Below are 17,191 nucleotides of genomic sequence, written 5' to 3' on the forward strand. Positions count from 1 at the left end.
GACCAAACATCGCCAGCACCGTTACCACTACTGTGGCTGGCAAAGTCCACCAGAAACGGCGGCTGAAATCGAGCAGCTCCGGATTGTCCTCGTCGTCCAGCCCCGGCATTTCCGGTTCCAGTGCCATGCCGCAGATCGGGCAGATGCCGGGGCCTTCCTGGCGCACCTGCGGATGCATCGGGCAGATGTACATCGTCCCTGCCGGTGCCGGCACCGGGGAGTCATCGGATTGCCGGGTCAGATATCTGGCCGGATCCGCCACGAAGCGTTCCAGACAACGTGCCGAGCAGAAATGGTGCGTTACCCCTTCATGCTCGGCGTGATGGGCGGTTCGGGCCGGATCGACCTGCATGCCACAAACCGGATCGGTAACGGTGGTTCCCTCAGCGGCGTGAATGTGATCCCCGAGGTTGTTGGAGTCCGTGTGGTGATGATGGGTGTTCATGCATCCTCCGTGACGATGGCAATGGCTTGAGATTGATTGATCTGTCAATCCGCGTGGTGAGCGAACGCGGATGTGGTGCCGTCGTAAGCGACGAGCTCGACGACATAGGGCTGGACGCGGCCATCGGGCAGCTCCATCCCCGGTGAGCCGGCCGGCATGCCCGGCACGACCAGCCCCTTGCCCTCGGGCCGCTCGGTCAGCAGGCGTTTGATGTCATCCGCCGGGATATGGCCTTCGACGAAATAGCCGTCCACTTCCGCGGTATGGCAGGAGCCCTTGCCATACGGAATGCCCACCCGCTCCTTGATTGCATTCACGTTGTTGGTATTCACAACCTGGACCGTGAAGCCGGCGTGTTCCATGTGCTCCACCCACAACTGGCAACAGCCGCAATTGGGGCTCTTGCTGACGACCATCAAAGGCAGGGCTGACTGGGCGGGTACTGGACTTTGTACGGGAGCGTCCGGGGCGGGGTGGGTTGCGAGTGCAGGTGTCGAAGACGACTTGCTGGCGATACCGCTATCAGGTGCGCCGGCGCATGCCGTAACTGCATGTGCAGAGGCCAGCGCGAGGATGACGAAGACGAGTTGATTGCGTTTCATGGGTAGTACTCGGTGAGTGGCTTGGCGCGACGGCTGCCGGGGAACGATCGGGGCCTTGTGGAAGGCCCCGTGCTTCACTCAGTGCTGGTGATCATGACCTGCATGGTTGTCGGGACTGGACTTGCCGGCGAAGCAGTCCAAGCCGGGGCCGCGCTCAGCGCGGAGTCCGTTCGTCGTCGTGGCTGCCCCTCTCTCGGGTGTCGTCGCGCAACCGGCCCGGTAGCGCGACGTCATCGCTGACACCCTGCCTGAAGCCCTTGATCGCCTGGCCCATGTCCTGACCAACGTTCTTCAGCCGCTTGGTGCCGAACACGAGCACCACGATCGCAAGTACGACCAGCCAATGCCAAATACTGAAACTTCCCATGGATAAGCTCGCCCCAATGGTTGATAAAAAGGCGGAACCGATACGTCGAGTGGTTCCTGTGCGCCTGGAGGATTCAACTGTTCGCATCAATTGCAATTGCTACACAGGGCTGAGTGTCCCGAGTACTGAAACAACAATCAGGATCAAGGTGGCCAGTGCGGCCTCTGCCGCCACACTCTGTCGCAAGGCGCGCACCTCCTGCGCAGGATCCCCGCTGGTCAGCGCCCGTCCCAGGCGCGGCACCAGCGTCCATCGGTGCAGCGCGCCCAGGCCCAGCATTCCACCGAACAGAGCAAGCTTGAACAGCAGCAGGTTTCCGTAGGTGCTCTGCAGCAGCGAAGAAAATGACCACGCGGTGAGATCCCCGTAGTGCGCGATGCCGGACACGACGAGCGCAGCAACGAAAATCGTTCCCAGCGTCGAAAATCCATGCAGAAAGTCATGCGTTGATCGCAGACGCCCGCTGCCGGAGGCCTCCTTGCCGCGCAGGAGCATCCCCAGGAACATCAGGACCGCTGCGATCCAGCCGCCAGCCGCGAGAAGATGGACGAGGCCCGCAGCAAGCCGGACCGCGCCTGCCACGCCCTCGCCAGCGGCCGCGTGGCCGTTCCATGCCAGCGAAGCGAGTGCGCCGCCCGCCAGCGTCGCCGCCAGCGGGAAGGCGAGCTCCACCTTCCCGCGGCGACGATGCCATCCGAGCACAAACATCAGGGCGAGCAGCAGCGCGCCTCTCGCAATCGCTGCCCGGCCCGCGGACGTCTCGAGCAGATACCAGCCAAGCGATCCGCGATCAACGTCGGCGACCGGCATTCCCATGATGCCCGCGGTCTTGAAGACGACATCGGCCCCGGTGAGCACGAGACCGACGGTGGCACTCACCAACAGAACGCCCATGAGTGGCCACCCGGCCAAGGCGTCGGCGAGTGCCGATCGACGCGAACCGTACCAACCGAACAGTGGAACCCCGAAAAGCACCATGAGAACAAGGTATTCCAGGAATCTCAGTGCATAAGCCGACAGGTCGAACATTTGTGGCTCCTCAGCGCACCGTGAAGCTGAAATTGCCCGTCATGGGGTGGTTGTCGCCTCCAACGGCGCGGTATTCGACGGTATAGACGCCCGGAGCCAGCGGCCGAGGCAACTTGGCACGCAGGGTCTTGCCGTTGTTGACGATCTCGGTCGTGAAATTCTCGATCGGCATGGTGGAACTGCCGTGCTTCATGAGCAACTCGAGACGCGACGCCCGCGGCAGCAAGGTTTCGTTGAAGACGAGATCGATCTGGGCTGGCGAGGCCACCACCGCATTTGCCGCCGGTGTGGACTGCTGCAGCGCGGCGTGGGCGTGCGCGATCTGCAGCGAGAACTGCCCAGCCGCAATCGCGAGGACGAGCGCAAGGGAGCGAAGGAGGTTTGACGACTTCATAGGGATAAATCCTCATTGCGAATGTGATGCAAAGCCCCGTTCGGGGCCGTGCTGTGTTGGATCCGACAAGCGTTAGATGTCGGGCTGTCACCCAAACCGCGGTTGGTCGGCTTTTGATACCACCGGTTTCGCGAGATGAGGATCCCGCCTGCTCAGGCGGGATCCTCGACGCATCAAGCCGCCATGGCGCTGCAGCTTTCCGCGCAACGGCGACAAACTTCGGCGCAACGCGTCATCTCAGGGTCGTTCATGGCGTCGCATGCATCGGCGCACTGGCGGCAGATCTCCGCACAGGCACCGCAAACCACGTCGTGAGCGCTGGCACCGCGAAGCATCGTGTCGGCACTGGTTGCGCAGATATCGGCACACGTCGCAAGTAGTGCAATGTGCTCTGGGGCCGCGTGGGCACCTCCTTTGGTCAGGCAATAGTTGATGGTCTCCAGGCAGATCTCATGACACTGCGTGCAGATGTCGATGCACTCGTTCATGGCCTGGGACCGGTGTGCTGCGGAATGGTGAGTCATGTGGTTCTCCTGCTTCCTCGCGGACGAGAATCGGCGCGCCCGCAACACCGCCCCTGTTGCTGCGACGGATCAGTGCTGTGCGAACGGTGCGGTGGTTCCGTCGTGATGGACCAGTTCGACCGTGTACGGCTGCTGGCGCCCCTCCGGAACCTCCATGCCGGGAGAACCAAGCGGCATCCCTGGGAGGACCAGGCCGCGTGCGTCCGGCTTTTCTTCGAGGAGACGTTTGATGTCCGCGGCCGGGACGTGGCCTTCGATGACGTATCCGCCGATCTCGGCCGTGTGGCAGGAGCCCTTTGCATAGGGGACACCCAGCCGCTCCTTGACCGGCCCCAGGTCATCCATGTCGTGCACATCCACGGTGAAGCCCGCCTTCTGCACGTGGTCGATCCAGGCACCGCAGCACCCGCAGGTCGGGGTCTTGTGGACGGTCATGCGTGGCGGGGCTGCTGGAGTCGTGTCGGGTGTTCCCGGGGCGACCTGTGCAGTGGGCGCGCTGTTGGATTGCGTGGGTGTAGCGGCCTGGGTGCAGGCACCCAGGCCGGCGACCGCAAAGGCCACCCACGCCAGTCGAGTAAAACTGTAAGCATTCATTTCGGCTTCTCCACTCAGCGCTTGGTCCGCGAGGACCAGTGGATGTGGACGATCCGCCAGCCGTCCGTGGTCTGCTTCAGCACCATCGTCTCGGTGCTCTGGACGGTCAGTGGCTGGCCGTCCTTCTGGGTGTGCAGCTCGCTTTCGGTTCCGACCCACGCGAACTCGCCAGCGGCTCGTGCGCGCTGACGGAGTAGCTGGCGATGGGCGCCCTTGAGGAACGCCGCATCGCTGACTGCGTGGTGCCCCATGTATTCCTCGCGGCTGCGCTCCGCGCCTCCGGATTCCAGGATGAGGACGTCGGGTGCGAGTAGGGCTTCGACCGTGGACAGGTCGCCGCTGGACAGGGCGGTGTTGAACCGTTCCGCCACGGCGACGGCAGCCTCTGCGGCAGCCGGGACGTCCACGTCCGCGGATGCCGCGGCGGCGGGGTGATGTTGTGCATGCGTCTGTGTCGCCTGCGCCATTGCGGGCGATACGACGGCCAGCGCAAGGGCGAGGGTGAAGGAAGTTGCTGTTGCGTTCATCGCGTGTACTCCGGGAAATCAATGGGTGCGCGTATGGCCGTCACCGGCTTCGGGCGTGTCTGGTGCAGGGTTCGACTCCACCATCCCGACTTCTGCGTCGCCGGGTATGGAGCCGTGGTGATCGTCGTCCACGCCGGGCGGGGGTGTGTGCGGCATGGCGTTGTTGGCCGGTTCGGACGGGGCAGGGTGATCCTCGGCCGCCGCGTCGACATGGCCGTCGCCTTGTGTCTCGCCGCCGCCATGCGCATGGCCCTGGCTGCTGTCGACCAGTTCCTTGTACGCAGCTGCGTCGAGCGTGGGCAGCAACTGAAGGAACGCGGCCATGTTCCAGATGTACTCGTCGTCCATGTTCTTGCCCCAAGCCGGCATGCCGCTGGCCTTGATCCCGTGCTTGATCACCCAGAACGCTTTGGCTGCATCGACCTCGTACTTGCTGAGGTCGGGCGGGGCGGGATTCAGGCCTTGGCTCATCTCGGTTTCGGCCATCGACGGAGCCAGGTGGCAGCCTGCGCACATCGCCGCATAATTGCCCGCGCCCTGCACGATCCGCGCCGGTTCGTCCAGGCCTGAAGGCACCTCCACCCTCCCCGCACGGGTCAGAATGGAGCGCTCGCGTGCGGTTTCGAGCAGGAAATGCACGGGTCTGGTGTGCATGTCATCCGCGGCCACGTTGTACACGCCCCCCCAGACGAAGCCCACCGCGCCCACCGCGACGATCAGGGGAACCGCGATCAGCCAAACACGCTGACGTGTTTTCGATTGCATGTGCGTTCTCCCGTCAGAACCAGATTCGAACGCCGGCCACGATCCGGGTGTCGTCGATGTCCCCGGACTGCGCGCGACGGAGGTCCGCCGTTCCGCCGTAGGCGCGCTCCCAGACCACGCCGATATAGGGAGCGAACTGCCGATGGAACTCGTAGCGCAGCCGGAAACCGGCTTCGATCTTGCTCAGTCCGCTGCCGATTCCAACCGCCGGATCGTCCTTGCTCCAGGCCTCGCCCTCGACCAGCCACTGGCCGATCAGCCGGTTGGTGAATAGCATTTCGTATTCGGCTTCCGCCCCAAGCCCGACCTGGCCGGACTCGCCGAGGTAGGCGGTCGCTTCGACTTCAAACTTGTACGGGGCAAGACCGATGACGCCGAGCGCGGCATAAGTGCGCGACGGGCCGCCGCCAAAGCCGAAGTCATGGCGGACACCGGCGACTGCATCCCACCATCGGGCGATGGCCCGGCCGTACAGGACTTCCACATCCGCCGACTCGGTGGATCCGCCCGCACGCTCGCCCTCGCTGCGGAGCCAGAGCCGGTTCAAGTCGGAGCCGACCCAGCCCTTCGCTTCCCAGGCCATGCCGGTGCCGTCCTCATCCGCGTTCCACGCCTCAAGCCGGTCAAGCGACCAGTAGGAGTTGATCGATTCGCCGTGCAGCACGTGCGCGTCGAGGTCCTGGAACGCCGCGGCCCGATCGGCCGGGGTGATGGCAGGAATGGGCTCGTGCGGCTCCGCCGTCGCCGGGAGGTCCTGGCTGGCACCAGGCTGATGGCCCATGGACGTGTGGTCCATGGCGGAGGGATCCATGCCCGAGTGATCCATCGTGGAGTGGTCCATCGTGGAGTGGTCCATCGTGGAATGCTCGCCATCGGCGGCGTCCGCAGCCCCGTGTTTCATGGTGCCGTGGTCCATGTTTCCGTGGTCCATGGCCCCGTGATCATCGGAACTCGTGTCTGTCGGAGTCGGCTGGTGGCCGGCGTGTGGGTCAACAGGCTTGGGTGACGATGGTGTCGCAGCTGGAGCCGGCTTCGCTTCCGGATGGTGCGAGGCGTGATCCGTCTCCTGGCCCCACGCCGGCGCGAGCCCAGCGGTAAGAGACAGTGCGGTGACCAGGCCGATGGCCAGGGGGTGACGACTGGAAAGGATCATGGCGTTCATTCCTCCACCCGCACTTCGCGGAACATGCCGGCTTCCATGTGGTAGAGCAGGTGGCAGTGGTAGGCCCAGCGGCCGAGCGCATCGGCGCGCACCCGGTAGCTGCGCCTGGTGCCCGGCGGCATGTCGATGGTGTGCTTGCGCACCATGAAGTTGCCGGACTCGTCTTCGAGATCGCTCCACATGCCGTGGAGGTGGATGGGGTGCGACATCATCGTGTCGTTGACCAGCACGATCCGCAGGCGCTCGCCGTAGTTCAGGCGCAGCGGTTCTGCATCAGCAAACTTCACTCCGTCAAACGACCACGCGAAGCGCTCCATATGGCCGGTCAGGTGCAACTCGACCGTGCGCCCGGGCTCGCGCCCGTCCGGGTCGCGGAACGTGCTGCGCAGGTCGGCGTAGGTCAGCACTCGGCGGCCGTTGTCACGCAGGCCGATGCCCGGATCATCCAGTTTGGGCGCCGGCGCCATCGTCTGCATGTCGACGAGCGGGTTGCCGGTTTCACTGGCAGGGTGTTCCTGCATCCCGCCGGCGCCGTGATCCATGCCGGCCATGCTCCCGCCGGCTGTCGCGCCTCCGGCCATCGACGACATGTCGTGACCGCTGTGGTCCATTCCGGCCATGGCCCCGCCGGCCATCGCACCCCCGGACATCGACGACATGTCGTGACCGCCGCCGCCCATTCCGCCGTGGCCCATGTCGTCCATGGTGAGGAGCGGCTTGGGATCGACGTTGGGCACCGGCGCCCGTAAGCCTTCTCTGACGGCGAGCGTGCCGCTGATGTAGCCGGTGCGGCCGGTGTCCTGCGCGAAAATGGTGAACGCATCCTGCCCGGTGGGTTCGACGATGACGTCGAACGTCTCGGCGGTGGCGATGCGGAACTCGTCGACCGTGACCGGATGCACGTACTGGCCATCGGCTGCGACCACGGTCATCTTCAGGCCCGGAATGCGCACGTCGAAGTACGTCATCGCGGACCCGTTGATGAAGCGGAGGCGGACCTTCTCGCCCGACCGGAACAGCCCGGTCCAGTTGCCCAGCGAGGTCGTGCCGTTCATGAGGAAGGTATAGGTGTTGCCGTTGACGTCCGACAGGTCGGTCGGCGTCATCCGCATCTGGCCCCACATCTTGCGGTCTTCGACCGTGGCGGCCAGGCCGTGCTGCTTCACGTCGTCGACGAAGTCGCCAACCGTCTGCTTGGAGAAGTTGTCGAAATCCGACCGCTTCTTGAGCCGGGCAAACAGGCGCTTCGGATCGAGGTCGGTCCAGTCGCTGAGCATGACCACGTAATCGCGGTCATAGGCGAAGGGCTCGGGCTCCAGCGGCTCGATCACCAGCGGCCCGTAGAGACCGGCCTGCTCCTGGAAGCCGGAATGGCTGTGGTACCAGTAGGTGCCGCCCTGCACGACGTTGAAGCGGTACTGGTAGGTCTCGCCGCGGTTGATGCCGTTGAAGCTCAGCCCGGGCACCCCGTCCATGTCGGCCGGCAGCAGGATGCCGTGCCAGTGGATCGACGCCTGGTCGCCATGGATCGAGCCGGGGGGCAGGGCATTGCGGACCCGCAGGTTGACCGTGGTGCCCTCGCGCCAGCGCAGTAGGGGCGCCGGGATCGATCCGTTGACTGTGATCGCAGGGCGCGTGGCACCGGTGAAGTTCATCGGCGTCTCGCCGATGGTCAGGTCGAAGTCGGTGCCGCTCAGGGTCTGCAACGGCTGGGCAGCGCCGCTGGCGGCCAGCGCCGGCAAGCGCCAAAGCCCCATGCCGGCAGCGAGGCCGCCGACGGCCAGGCCGGTGACAAAACGACGTCGAGAGGGTGCCGCCGGGGGGAGGCCGGAAGAATCGGTGGACATGGAAACACTCCGTGAATTCGGAAAAGTCGGGACTCCACCCAGAGGGCGGAACCTTTCGCCTTCTGCTGCCTCCGCGCCGGTGGTGGCGCGTTGTCAGGCAGGCAAAAGCGGACGCCGGATAACGGCGTCCCGACTCAACCGATCGGAGGTCGGTACCGGTTGTGAAGCGCGGGGGCCGGATGGTCGGCCAAGGCCGGACGCACGGCCAAGATCTGCGGAGCGATGCGCCACCCCTGGGCCGGTGCCGTAAACGTCGCCAGCAGCCCTGCCGGGCAGGCGACATCGCATGCCGCGCCTGTGCAGCAATCCGCAGCGGCGGAATGGTCGCCAGACAACGGCGCTTGGGCCGCGGAAGCTGCCGACGTCGAATGCTCCATGCAGGTCGCACCGTCGGTTGGATCGGACGGTAAATCCGGTGTCAAACCGGCCATGGCGGCATGCTGCACATGCATCTGCGTGGCCGCCACCGCGAGTCCCGATCCATTGAGGATCAGGGCGATGCAGAGCAGGACACGCAGTAGCAGGTGCTGGGGCGACATGTCGGTTACTTTAACCAGAACACGCCGACGTTGTCAGATATTCCATGAACCGCCGTTCGACTGCGGCCCGGGAGTGCCGCGGAATACTCAGCGAAGCCGCCGGTGAATGGGTGTTCACTGCACCAAGCCGTGTATCAGGCGGGCTGCGACCCGGGCCGTGGCATTGTCCCGATCCAGTGGCGGGCACAGTTCCGCGATATCGCAGATCTTCACGCGGCCCGTGCCCAGCGTGGCGGCGATGAACGGCTCCAGCACCTCCATGGCCACGCCCCGGGGATTGGCAGCGCTGACGCCCGGTGCCACCGCATGGGGAAGGACATCCAGGCAGATGGTCAGGTAGATCGAGTCGGCTGGTTGCAGCCACTGCAGGAGCCGTTCGACCTGCGCGTCTGAGTTTGCCAACGTCATGTCCTGATCCATCAGGAACCGCGTGCCGGTCTCGCGCGTGGTGTGGAACAGGCGGCGCGTGTTGGACGCGTTGCTGACCCCGAGGCAGACGTAGTCCAGCGCGATGCCATGCTTTTCGGCGTGCTGGATGGCCTGACGGAACGGGGTTCCGGAGGTGGCGACCGGGCTGTCGCGCAGGTCGAAGTGCGCATCCAGGTTGACGATGGCGATGCGTCCGGCATCGCGGCTGTTTGCCAGTCCCAGATAACTGGCAAACGCGATTTCATGCCCGCCACCCATGCCGACCGGGAAGTGGCCATCCGCGAGCAGCTCCGTCATGCGGTCGGCGTAGCGCTGTTGCGCACTTTCGAGGTCGCCGTCGGTGCAGGCGATGTCGCCAGCGTCATACAACGGGCGCGAGTGGGCGACCGGCAGATTGGCCAGTGCCTGTCGCAGCGCCGTCGGGCCTTGTGCCGCGCCGGTCCGACCCTGGTTACGGCGCACGCCTTCATCGCTGGCAAATCCCAGCAGAGCGATGCCCGGCTCGGCGTGGCGCTCCACGGGGCGCACGACCTGATGCCAGCGGAAGGTTTCCGGGTCCGCTTCGTCATCGATTCGACCGTGCCAGTTTTTCATCGGCTCATAAGTCCTTCAGTCGGTCTTTCTGGTCCGGAAATTCCGTGCGCACCAACTCGGCGAGCCGGCCGCTGGCAATCAGGGTATCGGCCGCTGCAATTTCGGGAGCGAAGTAGCGGTCCTCGTCATACCGGGGGACGACGGATCGCACCAGGTCGAAGGCCTGTTCGAGACGGGCGGAGGAGCGCAGCGGACGCAGGAAGTCGATGCCCTGGCAGGCCGCCAGCAGTTCGATGGCGACGATGCGTCGCACGTTGATCGCCACATCGCCTGCCTTGCGAGCTGCGAACGTGGCCATGCTGACGTGATCTTCCTGATTAGCCGATGTCGGCATCGAATCGATGCTGGCCGGATGCGCCAGGGTCTTGTTCTCGCTGGCCAGTGCTGCCGCCGTCACGTGGGCAATCATGAAACCGGAGTTGATGCCCGGGTTTGCGACCAGGAATGCCGGCAAGCCCGACAGGTGGGCATCAACGAGCAGCGCGATGCGGCGCTCGGAGAGCGCGCCGATCTCCGAGGTCGCGATGGCGATCTGGTCGGCCGCGAAAGCGACCGGCTCGGCGTGGAAATTTCCGCCGGACAGGACTTCGCCGGTGTCGGGAAATAGCAGCGGGTTGTCGGAAACCGCATTGGCCTCGATCCACAGGGTGTTGGCCGATTGCCCCAGCAGGTCCCAGCACGCGCCCATCACCTGCGGCTGGCAGCGCAGGCTGTATGGATCCTGCACGCGTGGATCCCCGGTCCGGTGGGACTCACGGATGGCGCTGCCGTCGAGCAGGTCGCGGTACAGGCGGGCGACGTGGATCTGGCCGCGCTGTCCGCGCAACGCGTGGATGCGCGCATCGAAGGGCGTGTCCGAGCCGCGGGCGGCATCGACCGTCAAGGCGCCGGCCAGTACCGCGGCGGCGAATGCCTGCTCGGCCCGGAACAGGGCGACCAAGGCGATGGCGGTGGACACCTGGGTGCCGTTGAGCAGCGCCAGGCCTTCTTTGGCGCCCAGCTGGATCGGCGTCAGGCCGGCACGACGCAAGCCTTCATCGGCGGGCAGGACTTCGCCGTCGATGCGGACCGATCCCTCGCCCATCAGGGCCAGGGTCAGGTGCGCCAGCGGGGCCAGATCGCCGGACGCGCCGACCGAACCCTGGGCCGGAATGCAGGGCCAGACCTGCGCGTTGTACAGCCCGACCATGCTTTCCAGCAGTTCCCAGCGCACGCCGGAATGCCCGCGCGCCAGCGAGGCGATTTTCAGCGCGAGGATCAAGCGGACGGTGTCATCGTCCAGCAAGGACCCCACGCCGACGGCATGGGAGCGTACGAGGTTGGTCTGGAGCTGTTCCAACTGGTCGGAGGGAATGTGGATACTGGCAAGCAGGCCAAATCCGGTATTGATCCCATAGGCCGGAGCGCCGGCGGCGACGATGGCCGCGACCGTGCAGGCAGCCTCGTCGACCCGGGTCTTTGCCGTGGGCGGCAGGGAAACCGGATCGAACTGCCTGGCAATGGAGCGCAACTGGGACAGCGGAATCTGTCCGGGGGTCAGCATGGGCATGGGCTGGTCATCCAATGATCGAGGGCAGGTTGAGCTGGTTGTCACGGGCGCACGTCAGTGCCTCGTCGTAGCCGGCATCGGCATGGCGCATGACGCCGGTGGCGGGGTCGTTCCACAACACACGGGCCAACCGCTTGTCGGCCTCCTCGGTCCCGTCGCAGACGATCACCACACCGGAGTGCTGGGAAAAGCCCATGCCGACGCCGCCGCCGTGGTGCAGGCTCACCCATGTCGCGCCTCCCGAAACCGCCAGCATCGCGTTGAGCAGCGGCCAATCGGACACCGCGTCGGAGCCATCGCGCATCGCTTCGGTTTCCCGGTTTGGACTGGCCACCGAGCCGCAGTCCAGATGGTCCCGGCCGATCACTACGGGCGCTTTCAACTCCCCGGTGCGCACCATCTCGTTGAACGCCAGGGCGGCGAGGTGGCGCTGTCCCAGGCCGAGCCAGCAGATGCGTGCCGGCAGGCCCTGGAACGCGATGCGCTCGCGCGCCTGGTCGAGCCAGTGATGCAGGTGGGCATCGTCGGGGAACAACTCCTTGACCTTGGCATCCGTGCGATAGATGTCTTCGGGATCCCCCGACAACGCCACCCAGCGGAAGGGCCCTTTGCCTTGGCAAAACAGCGGCCGGATGCAGGCTGGGACGAAGCCGGGGAAGTCGAACGCGTCCGAGACGCCTTGTTCCAGAGCGACCTGGCGGATGTTGTTGCCGTAGTCGATCGTCGGCACGCCCATGCGGTGGAAATCGAGCATCGCGCGCACATGTTCGGCGCACGAAGCGGCGGCGGCCGATTGCAGCGCTTTGTGCGCGGAAGCATCAATGCGCGCGGCCTGCCACTGCGCCGTCGACCAGCCGGAGGGAAGGTATCCGTTGATCAGATCGTGCGCCGAGGTCTGATCCGTGACCGCCGCCGGTGTGGCTCGCCCTTGCCGGGCTAGTTCGACAAAACGGGGCAGCAACTCCGCCGCGTTGCCGAGCAGGCCCACCGACACCGGCGACGTGGCGTTTTCGACGATGTCCAGCGCCTCGTCGATGGAGTGGGCCTTTCGATCCAGGTAACGGGTGCGCAATCGAAAATCGATCCGCGACTCCTCGCACTCGATCACGATGCAGCTCGCGCCGGCTAGGCTCGCCGCCAGTGGTTGGGCACCGCCCATCCCCCCTAAGCCCGCGGTGAGGATCCACTTGCCCGACCAGTCCCCTTGGTAGTGCTGGCGGCCCAGTTCGACAAAGGTCTCGTAGGTGCCCTGCACGATGCCCTGGGAGCCGATGTAGATCCATGAGCCGGCCGTCATCTGGCCATACATCATCAGCCCCTTGCGATCGAGCTCATTGAAGTGCTCCCAGGTCGCCCAATGCGGGACCAGGTTGGAGTTGGCCAGCAGGACCCGTGGCGCATCGGAATGGGTCCGGAACACGCCCACCGGTTTGCCCGACTGGACCAGCAGGGTCTCGTCGGCTTCTAGTGCCCGCAGGGATGACAGGATGCGGTCGAAGCTGGGCCAGTCGCGTGCCGCCTTGCCGATGCCGCCGTAGACCACCAACTCGTCGGGACGTTCGGCGACTTCGGGGTCTAGGTTGTTCTGCAGCATCCGGTAGGCCGCTTCGGTCAACCATGACTTGCACGACAACGCGGTGCCCCGCGGACTGCGCACGGTGCGCGGGCCCGGAACCGCCGGACTGAGGCCAGTGTCCATCGATAACTCCATTAGGAATGGGGCGCGTTGCCCACGTGGAAAGTGCCAACGAAGCGGTAGTTGGCAGCGGGGTGTGCAAGACGTACGAAACTGGCCACCCGCCCGCGCGACCAGGTCCGCCGGCTCAGGGTCAGCAGCGGATCGCCAGCGACGATCTGCAGCAACTTGGCGGTGCCCTTGTTGGCCAGTTCGGCTTCGATCGTGTGTTCGGTTCGCTCAAGCGGTGCCGTGCGGGTCAGGTACTCGTGCGGGGTCTCGATGGTGAAATCGACCTGGAGGTACTCCGGCGCGCTGGCGGGATTGACGAAGCGGTCTTCGAGTTGGAGAGGCTTGCCATCGGCCAGATGAAGCAACCGCGAATGAAACAGCTCGCTGCCCGCCGGCAGGGAAAACTCCCGTGCCAAGGGCGCACGCGCCTCGATCGATTCGCGCACCAGAACGCTGACCACGTGGAGCTGCCCGCGTGCGCGGATCTCGTCGCGGATCGAGCGGACCTCGAACATCGGCGACTCGACTTTCGGCACGGCGACAAAGGTCCCCACGCCCTGCACCCGGAGGACCACGTCGGAGTCGCTGAGTTCGCGGATCGCACGGTTCACGGTCATGCGTGAAACGCCGAACTGGAGCACCAGATCGTTCTCGCTTGGGATCCGACTGTGCGGCGGCCAGACGCCACTGGTGATCTGGCCGAGGATGTACTGCTTCAGCTTTGCGTATTCGGGCTGTGGCTTTTCCATGAACTCAGCATGGCATGTCTATACATCTTGTGGAAGACACGCCGAAACCATTCGCAGGGGTCTGGAGATTCCATAGAGAAATCCAGTTGACACTCGATCTTTGGACGTGGTACTTGGTGGTATAGACAACCGAAGGATCGCCGTATTCCGATGCGTCATCTCCCGCTACTGCTGCGTTGCCTGATCGTCCTGGCGTTCTGCCTCGACGGCACCGCAATGGCGTGGCAAAAGAGCGCGATGGCGGCTGGCGCAGTTCATCACGGCCATGCCGCCACTGGCGGGCACGAAGCCGCAGGCCATGGACCGGATATGGATACGGTTGCGGTACTGGATCAGGATCACGCAGATACGACTGCGCCGGTCCCCACGGACGCCATGCACGAGGACTGCGACTGCAGTGAAACCGGGTGCGACTGCGCTTGCGGCTTCGGTACCTTTGCGCTGGCCAGAGGCATTCCGCATGTCGATACGCTCTGGATCGGCTTCGTGCCAGTCTCCGGTGACCTGACCGCCGCTCGCAAAGGCGTAGCGTCCTCACTCTTTCGACCTCCCATCGGTTGACCTTGTCCGGCTGCCCATGTGGCGGCCTCCTTCGCTGCGGGTTCCGGTTGTCAAAGCCGCCCCGGATCGTGCCGACAAGTTCAGAAAATCACTGTTTGGGGAGTTCATCATGTTCTGTAAGCGCAACCATCTCGCGCTGGCGATCGGCGCGTTGCTGTCCGCCGGCATCATTGCCAACGCATCCGCCCAGTCCGCGGACGAAAGCACGCCGTCAAAAGCGACCACGCTGGATGCGGTGACGGTTACCGGCAGCCACATCAAGCGTGCGGCGATCTCGGGCGTTGGCCCGGTAACCGTCATCGATGCCGAAACCATTGAGCGCTCGGGTGCCATTTCCGTCGAAACCCTGTTGCAGCGGTTGCCTGCATCGGCGGGGTTTGCAGGCAGCCAGACCAACGCGTACTGGGCGGGCAACGGCTACGGGACGACGCAGGTCAACCTGCGCGGGCTGGGCATCAACCGCACGCTGGTTCTGTTGAATGGTCGCCGGATCGTGAATGGTGGTACCGGAGCCAACAGCTCGGTGGACCTCAACATCATTCCGGTGGCGCTGATCGAGCGTATCGAAGTACTGAAAGACGGTGCGTCCGCCATTTACGGTGCTGACGCCGTCGCCGGCGTGGTGAATATCATCACCAAGCAGAACTTCGAAGGGGTCGAGGCATCCATCCGCTATGGCCAGACGTTCCAGCAGGACGGCGAAGAAGGTGCCGTGGATGTGGCGTGGGGTGTGAACTCGGATCGAGGCTCGTTGATGGCCGCCATCAACTACTCCGAAAGTGGCACGGTCAACATGGCGGATCGGGCTGCCTGCGGCTTGGGCGAAGTCGACGGGAAACTCGAATGCGTGGGAAGTTCCAGCACCATCGGTGGTCGTGCGCTGTTGCCCGATGGCACGCGCATCAACTTTAACCAGGACCCCAACGGGGACGGTGACTTCTACGAGGCCTATTCACCGGAGAAGCACAACCAGAATGCATATCCGGCGCTCAATGCCGTCAACCCGATCAAGCGATTGAGCTTCAGCGCATTCGGCGACTACGCACTTACGGACAATGTCCGGGGCTTCGCCGAGCTGATGTACACCAACCGCCAGTCGGATCAGTTGGCGACGCCTGGCACGCTCGGGATCTATCGCGCAATCGATATCGCCGCAGATCATCCAACCAACCCCACCGGACAGGACATCGTGTTGCAGCGGCGCAGCCTGAAAGAAGGCGGCAACCGCGAGTTCTATCAGGACGTGAACACGTTTCGCACGGTACTCGGGGTGGAGGGTGGCATCGGGACCTACTGGGACTGGTCGATGGCGATCAATTGGGGCCGCAACACGGGCGACGACGGTTCCACCAAAGTCGCCAACCTGGATCGCTTCGACGACACCATGGACACGTCCTTGTGCAGCAATGCACCGGGTGCAGCCGTCCCGTGCGGTGATTACCTAGGATACGGCGATGTCTCCCAAGAGGTGCTCGATTACATTCTGTACACCTCGCGCGACGTAGGTGGAAACGAGCAGAAGAGCTTCACCGCGAACGTGAGTGGTCAGCTGTTCGAGCTGCCTGCCGGTTGGGTGGGCATGGCGACTGGTGTGGAAGTCCGCCGTGAAAGCGGGTGGCGCAACCCGGATCCGCTGACCGTGCTTGGCATGGCCAACACCAACCGGCAGGATCCCATTGCTGGCGAATACACCGCGAAAGAGGCATTCGTGGAGATCGCGATCCCGCTCCTCCGCGACAAGTTCCTGGCGCAGTCTGTGACGTTGAACACGGCGTTTCGCTACTCCGATTACGACATCTTCGGGGCAGACACCAACTACAAGGTCGGTCTGGACTGGGAGCTCGTGCCATCGCTGAAAATGCGCGCGAACTATTCAACGGCGTTCCGTATCCCCAATGTGCCGGAGCTGTTTGGCGGCGTTTCGGAAGGGGGCCTGACTACCACCGATCCCTGCAGCGGTTGGGCTAACCTGCCTTCCTCCTCGGTGGTCTATCAAAATTGCCAGGCATCGGGCGTGCCAGTGGGCTTTACGCAGTTGGGCAAGGCGATCCAGACCACGGTTGGCGGCAATCCCAATCTGGAACCGGAGGATGCGGAAACGCTGACGGTTGGTGCGGTCTGGATGCCCACATTCGTGGACGACCTCACTCTTACGCTGGACTATTTCAACATCAAGATTGACAACGCGATTCAGGGAATTCCCGGGTCCACCAAATTGGCAGTTTGTTACAACACACCCGGGCTGGCCCATCAGTTTTGCAGCGCGTCCAACTTCACCCGCAATTCGCTCACCGGCGAGATCGATTACCTGTCTGCCCAGCCCGTGAATGCGGCCAGTGAGCGCGTGTCAGGCATCGATATCGGCGCCCTGTACCAATTCGACTTGGCTGGGATGAGGGCGAGCCTCAGCATCGATACGTCATACCTGAAAAACTACGATGTCCGTCCGTTCCCGTCCGCAGAAGAGATCCAGTACGCCGGCAAGATTACCGGGGGCAGCGGTAGCTATACCCAGTGGCGCTCGTTCGGATCGTTGACTCTGGAGCAGGGGCCGTGGTCGGGTTCCTACAGCATCCAGTACATCGGTTCGGCGGACGACATCAACGCGTCGAGGGGCGACATCGGAGACCACGTGTCGAGCTTGAGCTACCACAACGCCCAGGCAAAGTACTCGTTCAACAAGTCCGCCGACATCGTTTTTGGTATCGACAATCTCTGGGACAAGAAGGCTCCATTCATCCAGAGCTACACCGATGCGAACACCGACACGATGACCTACGACCTGCTCGGTCGTCGCTGGAACGCGAAGCTCACCTACCGCTGGTGA

18 protein-coding genes are annotated in these 17,191 nt (G+C 64.2%); 2 read left to right on the plus strand and 16 right to left on the minus strand.

What is annotated here, in order from left to right:
• From N792_RS13765 to hutC, 16 genes are all read right to left on the minus strand, one after another.
• On the minus strand, nucleotides 1-445 hold a 445-nt coding region (locus N792_RS13765; protein ID WP_156969322.1), incomplete at its 3' end, for a YHS domain-containing protein.
• A gap of 44 nt (nucleotides 446-489) precedes the next feature.
• Entirely contained in the window at nucleotides 490-1,047 is a 558-nt protein-coding gene (locus N792_RS06490) for a DUF411 domain-containing protein (protein WP_191150458.1), read from the minus strand.
• Between the two features lie 154 nt (nucleotides 1,048-1,201).
• Nucleotides 1,202-1,414, minus strand: coding sequence for a Sec-independent protein translocase subunit TatA (gene tatA, locus N792_RS06495; protein ID WP_036193648.1), 213 nt, complete (start codon nucleotides 1,412-1,414; stop codon nucleotides 1,202-1,204).
• 99 nt (nucleotides 1,415-1,513) lie between these two features.
• Entirely contained in the window at nucleotides 1,514-2,443 is a 930-nt protein-coding gene (copD, locus tag N792_RS06500; protein ID WP_036193652.1) for a copper homeostasis membrane protein CopD, read from the minus strand.
• Between the two features lie 10 nt (nucleotides 2,444-2,453).
• The gene (copC, locus tag N792_RS06505) at nucleotides 2,454-2,837 is read right to left on the minus strand and encodes a copper homeostasis periplasmic binding protein CopC (protein WP_036193654.1); all 384 of its coding nucleotides are present in this window, start codon (nucleotides 2,835-2,837) and stop codon (nucleotides 2,454-2,456) included.
• 173 nt (nucleotides 2,838-3,010) lie between these two features.
• A complete protein-coding gene (locus N792_RS06510; RefSeq protein ID WP_036193941.1) occupies nucleotides 3,011-3,361 on the minus strand; it encodes a four-helix bundle copper-binding protein in 351 nt (116 codons plus the stop codon).
• A gap of 69 nt (nucleotides 3,362-3,430) precedes the next feature.
• The gene (locus tag N792_RS06515; protein WP_224743837.1) at nucleotides 3,431-3,955 is read right to left on the minus strand and encodes a DUF411 domain-containing protein; all 525 of its coding nucleotides are present in this window, start codon (nucleotides 3,953-3,955) and stop codon (nucleotides 3,431-3,433) included.
• 14 nt (nucleotides 3,956-3,969) lie between these two features.
• Nucleotides 3,970-4,482 (minus strand): nuclear transport factor 2 family protein, encoded by a 513-nt coding sequence (locus N792_RS06520; RefSeq protein WP_036193658.1) that lies wholly within the window; start codon nucleotides 4,480-4,482, stop codon nucleotides 3,970-3,972.
• Between the two features lie 18 nt (nucleotides 4,483-4,500).
• Entirely contained in the window at nucleotides 4,501-5,247 is a 747-nt protein-coding gene (locus N792_RS06525) for a c-type cytochrome (protein ID WP_036193660.1), read from the minus strand.
• Between the two features lie 13 nt (nucleotides 5,248-5,260).
• Complete coding sequence (locus tag N792_RS06530; protein ID WP_036193942.1) at nucleotides 5,261-6,400, minus strand: copper resistance protein B; 1,140 nt, start codon at nucleotides 6,398-6,400, stop codon at nucleotides 5,261-5,263.
• Between the two features lie 5 nt (nucleotides 6,401-6,405).
• Nucleotides 6,406-8,256 carry a copper resistance system multicopper oxidase gene (locus N792_RS06535; protein WP_036193662.1) on the minus strand — a complete coding sequence of 617 codons (1,851 nt, stop codon included), beginning with the start codon at nucleotides 8,254-8,256 and terminating at the stop codon, nucleotides 6,406-6,408.
• 134 nt (nucleotides 8,257-8,390) lie between these two features.
• Entirely contained in the window at nucleotides 8,391-8,795 is a 405-nt protein-coding gene (locus tag N792_RS13975; protein ID WP_156969323.1) for a CopL family metal-binding regulatory protein, read from the minus strand.
• 114 nt (nucleotides 8,796-8,909) lie between these two features.
• Nucleotides 8,910-9,818, minus strand: coding sequence for a formimidoylglutamase (gene hutG / locus N792_RS06540; RefSeq protein WP_036193664.1), 909 nt, complete (start codon nucleotides 9,816-9,818; stop codon nucleotides 8,910-8,912).
• A 4-nt stretch (nucleotides 9,819-9,822) separates the two neighbouring features.
• The gene (gene hutH / locus N792_RS06545; protein WP_052103585.1) at nucleotides 9,823-11,367 is read right to left on the minus strand and encodes a histidine ammonia-lyase; all 1,545 of its coding nucleotides are present in this window, start codon (nucleotides 11,365-11,367) and stop codon (nucleotides 9,823-9,825) included.
• 7 nt (nucleotides 11,368-11,374) lie between these two features.
• Nucleotides 11,375-13,066 (minus strand): urocanate hydratase, encoded by a 1,692-nt coding sequence (gene hutU, locus N792_RS06550; protein ID WP_036193944.1) that lies wholly within the window; start codon nucleotides 13,064-13,066, stop codon nucleotides 11,375-11,377.
• An 11-nt stretch (nucleotides 13,067-13,077) separates the two neighbouring features.
• A complete protein-coding gene (hutC, locus tag N792_RS06555; protein ID WP_036193665.1) occupies nucleotides 13,078-13,803 on the minus strand; it encodes a histidine utilization transcriptional repressor HutC in 726 nt (241 codons plus the stop codon).
• A gap of 150 nt (nucleotides 13,804-13,953) precedes the next feature.
• Here hutC and N792_RS06560 point away from each other — a divergent pair, with 150 nt between their 5' ends.
• Together N792_RS06560 and N792_RS06565 are read left to right on the plus strand one after the other, a co-directional pair.
• Nucleotides 13,954-14,364 carry a CopL family metal-binding regulatory protein gene (locus N792_RS06560; RefSeq protein WP_036193667.1) on the plus strand — a complete coding sequence of 137 codons (411 nt, stop codon included), beginning with the start codon at nucleotides 13,954-13,956 and terminating at the stop codon, nucleotides 14,362-14,364.
• Nucleotides 14,365-14,473: 109 nt separating this feature from the next.
• Complete coding sequence (locus N792_RS06565; RefSeq protein WP_036193945.1) at nucleotides 14,474-17,191, plus strand: TonB-dependent receptor; 2,718 nt, start codon at nucleotides 14,474-14,476, stop codon at nucleotides 17,189-17,191.

It is taken from the genome of Lysobacter concretionis Ko07 = DSM 16239, from assembly GCF_000768345.1.
Classification (GTDB): Bacteria; Pseudomonadota; Gammaproteobacteria; order Xanthomonadales; family Xanthomonadaceae; genus Novilysobacter; species Novilysobacter concretionis.

Excerpts from the sequence above, each read along its gene's own strand:
- N792_RS06490 (WP_191150458.1), bottom strand. The coding sequence starts at position 1,047 with ATGAAACGCAATCAACTCGTCTTCGTCATCCTCGCGCTGGCCTCTGCA.
- tatA (WP_036193648.1), bottom strand. The coding sequence starts at position 1,414 with ATGGGAAGTTTCAGTATTTGGCATTGGCTGGTCGTACTTGCGATCGTG.
- copD (WP_036193652.1), bottom strand. The coding sequence starts at position 2,443 with ATGTTCGACCTGTCGGCTTATGCACTGAGATTCCTGGAATACCTTGTT.
- copC (WP_036193654.1), bottom strand. The coding sequence starts at position 2,837 with ATGAAGTCGTCAAACCTCCTTCGCTCCCTTGCGCTCGTCCTCGCGATT.
- N792_RS06510 (WP_036193941.1), bottom strand. The coding sequence starts at position 3,361 with ATGACTCACCATTCCGCAGCACACCGGTCCCAGGCCATGAACGAGTGC.
- N792_RS06515 (WP_224743837.1), bottom strand. The coding sequence starts at position 3,955 with ATGAATGCTTACAGTTTTACTCGACTGGCGTGGGTGGCCTTTGCGGTC.
- N792_RS06520 (WP_036193658.1), bottom strand. The coding sequence starts at position 4,482 with ATGAACGCAACAGCAACTTCCTTCACCCTCGCCCTTGCGCTGGCCGTC.
- N792_RS06525 (WP_036193660.1), bottom strand. The coding sequence starts at position 5,247 with ATGCAATCGAAAACACGTCAGCGTGTTTGGCTGATCGCGGTTCCCCTG.
- N792_RS06530 (WP_036193942.1), bottom strand. The coding sequence starts at position 6,400 with ATGATCCTTTCCAGTCGTCACCCCCTGGCCATCGGCCTGGTCACCGCA.
- N792_RS06535 (WP_036193662.1), bottom strand. The coding sequence starts at position 8,256 with ATGTCCACCGATTCTTCCGGCCTCCCCCCGGCGGCACCCTCTCGACGT.
- N792_RS13975 (WP_156969323.1), bottom strand. The coding sequence starts at position 8,795 with ATGTCGCCCCAGCACCTGCTACTGCGTGTCCTGCTCTGCATCGCCCTG.
- hutG (WP_036193664.1), bottom strand. The coding sequence starts at position 9,818 with ATGAAAAACTGGCACGGTCGAATCGATGACGAAGCGGACCCGGAAACC.
- hutH (WP_052103585.1), bottom strand. The coding sequence starts at position 11,367 with ATGCCCATGCTGACCCCCGGACAGATTCCGCTGTCCCAGTTGCGCTCC.
- hutU (WP_036193944.1), bottom strand. The coding sequence starts at position 13,066 with ATGGACACTGGCCTCAGTCCGGCGGTTCCGGGCCCGCGCACCGTGCGC.
- hutC (WP_036193665.1), bottom strand. The coding sequence starts at position 13,803 with ATGGAAAAGCCACAGCCCGAATACGCAAAGCTGAAGCAGTACATCCTC.
- N792_RS06560 (WP_036193667.1), top strand. The coding sequence starts at position 13,954 with ATGCGTCATCTCCCGCTACTGCTGCGTTGCCTGATCGTCCTGGCGTTC.
- N792_RS06565 (WP_036193945.1), top strand. The coding sequence starts at position 14,474 with ATGTTCTGTAAGCGCAACCATCTCGCGCTGGCGATCGGCGCGTTGCTG.